This is a genomic window from Brasilonema bromeliae SPC951 (assembly GCF_012912135.1).
Classification (GTDB): domain Bacteria; phylum Cyanobacteriota; class Cyanobacteriia; order Cyanobacteriales; family Nostocaceae; genus Brasilonema; species Brasilonema bromeliae.
Window position 1 is genome coordinate 1 of sequence record NZ_QMEB01000330.1, and the last position, 5,211, is coordinate 5,211.

4 protein-coding genes and 1 tRNA gene are annotated in these 5,211 nt (G+C 46.8%); all 5 read left to right on the top strand.

Annotated elements, in window-relative coordinates; genetic code table 11:
• Positions 1-262 (top strand): hypothetical protein (locus DP116_RS26765; RefSeq protein WP_246275815.1); only part of this gene is annotated, 262 nt, incomplete at its 5' end.
• A 967-nt stretch (positions 263-1,229) separates the two neighbouring features.
• On the top strand, positions 1,230-3,089 hold the full coding sequence (locus DP116_RS26775) for a glycoside hydrolase family 2 protein (protein WP_169158030.1): 1,860 nt from the start codon (positions 1,230-1,232) through the stop codon (positions 3,087-3,089).
• Positions 3,068-4,168: a galactose-1-phosphate uridylyltransferase gene (galT, locus tag DP116_RS26780; protein ID WP_169158031.1), complete on the top strand. Its 1,101-nt coding sequence runs from the start codon at positions 3,068-3,070 to the stop codon at positions 4,166-4,168. Before DP116_RS26775 ends, galT begins: the two co-directional genes overlap by 22 nt.
• Positions 4,169-4,512: 344 nt before the next feature.
• Positions 4,513-4,584, top strand: a tRNA-Asn gene (locus DP116_RS26785).
• Between the two features lie 370 nt (positions 4,585-4,954).
• Positions 4,955-5,211, top strand: a 257-nt coding sequence (locus DP116_RS26790) for a hypothetical protein (RefSeq protein ID WP_169158032.1), incomplete at its 3' end; no start/stop codon positions are given.

A 5,211-nucleotide genomic window follows, 5' to 3' on the forward strand; every position in this document is an offset into this window, starting at 1 on the left:
CGCATATTTTTTCATTAATATATTCAAAATAAAAATTTCTTCAGGATGTAAAAATATGAAATTTCAAATAGAATGTAACAGTTTCAAAAATAACCAAATGTGTTTAATATGTAATCAACTATTTCAAATGAGCGAAGCGAGATTAATTGTCTGCAGTGACGAAGGTGATGGCTTTGGTGATATTTGTCCTGAGTGCATAGGTATGGGTCCTTATTGGATCAAAAGCCAACTTCAACACTTCAGCAGTAGTCTGAGTACATAGTAGGATGCGTTAAAAAACTGTAACGCCCCGCCTGAATATAGTGCGTTATAACGCTTAAACTTGTGTCATTGCTAACTGTGAGCTAATACCGTTTCTCCATGAAGCTGCGCTAAATAATTTCTTAGCCCCCCTTGGGAAGGGGAGCCAGTGCATTGCGGTGAGGCAGCGCAGTCTTGGGGGTTTCCCCCAGGAGCGACTGCCGAACCCCGAAGGGGTGAATCCAGCGCGCATGAGGCGTTCTCCCGCCGTAGGCGACTGGTGTTAGCCGTCAGGCGAAGGCAGGCATACCCGAAGGGAGCCAGTACTTGATGAGGGTTTCCCTCACGCTTGTTCTGGCGTTGGGGTTCCTCCTTTGGGTGCACCTGGCGTGGGTTGGGGGGATCTGATTTGTTGCATCTTCATATAGAACTGGTATAAGATGACTTGCTTGACGTACCCTACTGTTGTCAATAAGTGCCTGAAATTAGCACAGGTAAAATTTCAACAAAAATAGTTATTAATTTTTCGCATTTTAACTCATTAAAAAGGCTTTGCGACTATTTTGGCTGCAATTGCTTATCAAAAATCGCTGCTACATCGTTTTCTAACAAATATTGAGTCTGAAAACTTAATAAATCCGCCTCTAAAATAGTTTATATAGGGGCAGTTTCTTATATTAGGTAGTAAAAATTTTATTTCATTTTTTCAGCAAACTCGCGCTCACATTTCCCCCAAGTATGCCATAATGTCACGAGCCGGAAATTAATACCTAATTTGACACCACCAATAGCCTTGGGGGCTATGGTGGTCGTTTGCTCATAGCAAATCTCCACCGTTAAGCATTTATTACCAAAAAATAGTCTGTTTGGAGGTGTGTGACAAAGTTTAAGTATTATTACCAGCAATATTCACCGAAATGTTTGGAATAAGGCGAATTTTTGACAATTCATTTTGTAGAAGATAGTAGAAGAGTTGGGAAGAGATTGCGATGAACTTATTAGAATTGGAGAATCGTGCGGTTGAACTAACCTCTCATGCCGATATGGGGACGACTTTTGCCTTAAAAGAAACAGCATACCCGCGTCCGCAGTTGCAGCGCGCGCATTGGCAAAGTTTAAACGGTCTGTGGAAGTTCGCATTTGATGACCAGGGCAAATGCGTTCAACCTAGCGACCTGAACCAGTGGACACATCATATAGAAGTTCCCTTTGCTCCGGAATCTACCAAAAGTGGTATTGGGGATACAGGATTTCACCCAAACTGCTGGTACGAGCGGGAATTTGAAACGCCACCAGGCGAGGGCAGATTATTATTACACTTCGGTGCTGTGGACTATCGCGCCCGTGTCTGGGTGAACGATCAATACATAGCTGAGCATGAAGGCGGACATACCCCTTTCACTCTCGATATTACCCATGTCTTGAATGACAGTGGGATAACGAAAGTGACAGTGTGGGCGCAGGATGATCCTCATGACCTCGCCAAGCCTAGAGGAAAGCAAGATTGGCAGCTTGAACCGCATAGTATTTGGTATCCTCGCACCAGTGGTATTTGGCAGACAGTCTGGGTTGAACGTGTGGGTACGACTTATATAGATCACATCCAGTGGACTCCCGACTTTGAGCGGTGGGAAATTGGTTGTTACGCTGCGCTGGCGGGTGATGTGCCTGTCTCGGGCGTACAAATAAAGATGAAACTGAGCGTTGGCGATAGGATGCTGGTGAACGATACTTATGAAGTGTTCAATGGGGAAATTAGCCGCCGCCTCGCCCTTTCTGACCCTGGTATCGACGACTACCGCAACGAATTGCTGTGGAGTCCGGAAAAACCGACGCTGATTGATGCCGAGGTAGAACTGTGGTATAAAGGCGAACTCATAGATCAAGTGAAAACTTACACCGCAATCCGGACTGTGAGTATACAGCGCGATCGCTTTATGCTCAACGGTCGTCCCTACTATTTGCGGCTGGTTCTTGACCAAGGCTACTGGCACGATAGCTTCATGACTGCACCAGATGATGAAGCGTTGCGGCGCGATGTAGAACTGGCGAAAGCAATGGGCTTTAACGGAGTCCGCAAGCACCAAAAAATTGAAGACCCCCGCTTTTTATATTGGGCAGACGTGCTGGGGTTGTTAGTATGGGAGGAGATGCCCAGTGCTTACCGATTCACAAATAAAGCGGTAGAGCGCATGACCAAAGAGTGGACAGAGGTCATCAAGCGGGATATCAACCACCCGTGTATTGTGGCCTGGGTGCCGTTCAATGAATCTTGGGGAGTTCCGAATTTGGTCGAAACACAGGCTCACAGGAACTACGTTTTAGCAATGTATCACTTGACCAAGACTCTTGATCCAACTCGCCCAGTGATTGGCAACGATGGCTGGGAAAGTACAGATACCGACATTCTCGCTATCCATGACTACGACACCAATCCGCAGCACTTGGCCAATCGCTATGGGCCGTCCGTCAAGCTATCAGATTTATTTGATCGTAAGCGTCCCGGAGGACGCATCTTGACGCTGGACAACTATCCACATCAGGGACAGCCAGTGATGCTGACCGAGTTTGGCGGTATCGCCTATGCCCCTGAGAACAAGCCCGATGCTAACAAAGTTTGGGGATATGAGCGCAGTTGGAATATCTCCGAATTACAAATGAAATACGCTGCCCTGCTGGAAACTATCAATAATATTGAGATATTCAGCGGGTTTTGTTACACACAATTCACCGATACCTTTCAAGAAGCAAACGGGTTGTTGTACGCCGATCGCACGCCTAAATTTCCCATCGAGGCGATTCGCGCTGCAACCCTTTCAGGAGGATTATGTACTCCCACAAGCTGTTAAAGCCGGATGGTCGCCAACTGACCTTATACAGTCGGTACCCTATTACCAGCGAAATACAAGCCACGAGTCCTAGCAACGAGCCAGTACAGGCAAATCCACACTTGCGCTGGCATCCCTTGCGGGGCGAATGGGTGGCTTACGCGAGTCACCGTCAAGGGCGGACTTTCATGCCGCCCCCAGAATATAACCCCCTCGCACCCACCAGCAACCCAGAGTTTCCAACTGAACTACCGCAAGGTAAGTATGACGTGGCGGTATTCGATAACCGCTTTCCGTCGATGACGGTCACTGCACACGACCCCCCTGCCAGCATCGTGGAAACCTTGCCCTCAAATGGAGCGTGTGAGGTCGTGGTTTTTACCCAAGACCCCAACGCTTCCCTTGGTTCCCTAGAACTGGATCACCTAGAGTTGCTGTTGCAAGTGTGGGGCGATCGCACTCGCGTACTCGGAGCAAATCCCCAAATTCAGTACGTACTACCGTTTGAAAACAAGGGCGTGGAGGTAGGTGTAACTCTGCACCATCCCCACGGGCAAATCTACGCTTATCCTTTTGTACCACCTGTTCCAGCACGAATGTTGGAGCAACAGCGACGATTTTACCAGCAACAGGGGCGCGGGTTGCTGGAAGATTTGATCCAAAAGGAGATTGCTGACAACAAACGGATTATTTATCAGGATGAGGAAGCGATCGCATTCGTCCCAGTGTGCGCTCGTTACCCGTATGAGGTTTGGATTGCTCCAATTGAGCCAGTAGGCACCTTTTATGATCTGAGTGCAAAACAACGTCAGGGACTTGCCAGGGCATTAAAAACGGTCACCCTTAAGTATGACGGATTGTGGAATCGCCCGTTTCCTTACCTGATGGCTTGGTTTAGTGCACCAACTGACGGTGAGGCTCATAGAGAAGCCCATTTACACGCCGAATTTTATCCTCCCTATCGGACGAGCGAGAGGCTTAAGTATCTGGCGGGAACGGAACTCGCAGCAGGGATGTTTGCCAATGATGCTTTACCTGAGGAGAAGGCCAAGGAGTTACAGGCTTTGGTGGTCAATATCGAAACGCCAGTGCGGTTGTGATAACTTCACCCTTGTTTTACATCCTCCCCTGGCTATTGGCGGAAGGTATGGCTACGCCACGCAAGCTATCAGCCTATGAGTGCTGTAGGAGGGGAGGTCAGACCAAGGCTTGGACGAAAGTCTCATATTCGGCACTCGCGTTTGAGTACACAAACCTGAGCTAAGTCGGTACTCCCACAAGCGCGGTGGGTAGTTCACCTTTCTCCTGCTGTTTCACAAAAAGTGCAAACTGCTAAAGGCTTGCAAATACTACTGTTTCACGTTTTCCAAAAAATATCCAAAAAAATTTTCCAAAAGTACTTGCCAAATCCTTTTCTTAGGACTATTATAAGTATTCAGAGCGTTCCTCAGTAGCTCAGTGGTAGAGCGATCGACTGTTAATCGATTGGTCGCAGGTTCGAATCCCGCCTGGGGAGTTAAAAAAGATAAAGAAAGTTCTGGGATATTTTCTTCTTGAATTGTCCTGGAACTGTGGAATGGCTCTGGTCAAAACCAGTTGGTCAGTGTAGCCTCCAACAGATGCTTTTGGTGTCCAAAGTGCATGCCAATCTAGAGAAGCAAATGAGAATGATCAAAAAATGCTCGCTGAACCTATTTACTTTAAGAGCAGTACAGCGAGCAAAAAATCAGAGCAGCAGAGTCAATACAGCACGAAATATGGTAGTGTCTTTGAAAAATATTTGATGAGTTATTAACGCTGCCATGAGCCAAGCTTATATTGAATATGAGTGTTGAGTTAAGTAGCTTTCATATTGTCGGTGACAGTGGACAAAACCAAAAAGTGCGATGCGGCAAGTAACTGTTAGGCCAAAAACACTGTTTATAACTGAGGCTTCAGCGAAGGAATCTATTCATGCTGGTGTCGAGCTTGTAGGTTGTGATTTACGGGTATGCAGCAAGATTTATCCACCAGCACCAGACCGAGTTGTTAATCCCGGTATACCAGAACATCGAATTTCCCTTCACATTGCAAATCAAGATTATTTAGGGGACTTCCAAGGAATAAAATCACCCAAGTCAATAATAATAATCATTGTTAGGGG